Origin of the sequence: Streptomyces sp. NPDC002130, from assembly GCF_040296465.1 — a bacterium.
Taxonomy (GTDB): Bacteria; Actinomycetota; Actinomycetes; order Streptomycetales; family Streptomycetaceae; genus Streptomyces.
Map to the genome: position 1 here is coordinate 1 of NZ_JBEOXI010000960.1, position 1,275 is coordinate 1,275.

At 63.5% G+C, this 1,275-nt stretch carries 4 protein-coding genes; all 4 read right to left on the reverse strand.

Annotated features, from left to right (window positions below; all coding sequences use genetic code 11):
* Positions 1 to 85: 85 nt before the first annotated feature.
* Positions 86 to 334 (reverse strand): hypothetical protein, encoded by a 249-nt coding sequence (locus ABT116_RS47400; protein WP_351647598.1) that lies wholly within the window; start codon positions 332 to 334, stop codon positions 86 to 88.
* Positions 331 to 660: a hypothetical protein gene (locus ABT116_RS47405; protein WP_228232216.1), complete on the reverse strand. Its 330-nt coding sequence runs from the start codon at positions 658 to 660 to the stop codon at positions 331 to 333. Before ABT116_RS47405 ends, ABT116_RS47400 begins: the two co-directional genes overlap by 4 nt.
* Positions 647 to 1,024 carry a hypothetical protein gene (locus ABT116_RS47410; RefSeq protein WP_351647602.1) on the reverse strand — a complete coding sequence of 126 codons (378 nt, stop codon included), beginning with the start codon at positions 1,022 to 1,024 and terminating at the stop codon, positions 647 to 649. Before ABT116_RS47410 ends, ABT116_RS47405 begins: the two co-directional genes overlap by 14 nt.
* A 9-nt stretch (positions 1,025 to 1,033) precedes the next feature.
* Positions 1,034 to 1,275: hypothetical protein (locus tag ABT116_RS47415; protein ID WP_351647604.1), on the reverse strand; the 242-nt coding region annotated here is incomplete at its 5' end.

A 1,275-nucleotide genomic window follows, 5' to 3' on the forward strand; every position in this document is an offset into this window, starting at 1 on the left:
ATCCACGCGGGGTTCCGGGGCAAGACAGCCGAGCCGGTCGAGGTACGCCCCGGCCCCGAGTCTTGCGGTACACGCACAGGCCCGGTCATCGCGGCCTCACTTCGAGGCCGACCGATGATGCCGCGGCGAGCAGCGCACCCTTGAGTGCTTGGTCCTGGATCGGAACGATCACGTGCGCCGCAGCGCGGTCGATGGTGTACGGCTTGACCGTTGCACCGTCCCCATATTTGCTTGCGACCTGCTGCGCGATCTTGTTGATCTCGACAGCAAGGGCAGGGCTCTTCAGCACCTCACCGGCGCCCTTGTAGTCCCATTTCAGTTGAGGGTCACTCATCCGAGCCTCCTCGATGCCGTGAAGACTGGCCCCGAAAGCTCGGGGTCCTCGTCATACCAGTCGTCGGGAAACCCTTCGATCTCCCAACGCTTGCCGCGCAATTCGACGATGTCCGTTTCCAGAATTGGCCGAGCGACCGGGCCGGGCGTGTAGACCCTGACCCGGGTGATCGTTCCATCTCGCCCGTAATCGGCAGATTCTTCACTGCCGAGTGGCTCGATGACGCAATCCTCGATGGTCAACACCGCGCCGGTGGCGAGAACTGGATCGTTGTTTCCATCGCGGCGCGTGCCGGGGCGAACGACGACGGTTTCACCATCGCTCACGGAAATCACCGTCCCCGAAGTAGTAGCTCGGCTCGGGGTGGATCGGGATGCCGAGTTGCTCCTTCATCCAGTCGGCCCAGACCAGCGCCGCATCAGGGTTTGTGAGGGTTCCTGAACGTGTGCGAGGTCCGAGTGTCTTCGAATACGACAAGTGCCCCGCGTGTTCACCGGCAATGAGCGCGCCCTTGACGACGGCGATCGAGACGAGCTTGCCGTCGTCGTCTTGCGGGTCTGTGATCGTGGTGTTCCGGTAGATCCATCTCGCCGCGGCATCGAGCAGTTGTCCCGCCCAATCCTTCTCGGTCGCCGACAGGGGGCGCCACGCATTCTCAATGTCCGTGTAGGTCGCGAACGCTTGCTGCATGACGCCCCCTCATCTCACTTCGCGTCGAGTGCGTTGACCGCCGCGACGAGTTCGTCCTTGTTGAGTTCGGCCGCATTCGTAATTCCGCGCTTGAGCGCGTAGGCCTCCCAAATCGGCTTCGGCGCTGCATTCTTCGGCCGGTCGCCAGCGGTGGGCGGTGCGGATCTCCTTGAGCACCTTCTTCAGGCGCTCCTCGAAGTCACCGCGGTAGCGGGAGCCTGCGACCAGGGCGCCGAGGTCCAGGGTGTAGA

Bases quoted from the DNA above. Each gene is read 5' to 3' on its own strand.
- ABT116_RS47400 (WP_351647598.1), bottom strand. From the start codon at position 334: ATGAGTGACCCTCAACTGAAATGGGACTACAAGGGCGCCGGTGAGGTG.
- ABT116_RS47410 (WP_351647602.1), bottom strand. From the start codon at position 1,024: ATGCAGCAAGCGTTCGCGACCTACACGGACATTGAGAATGCGTGGCGC.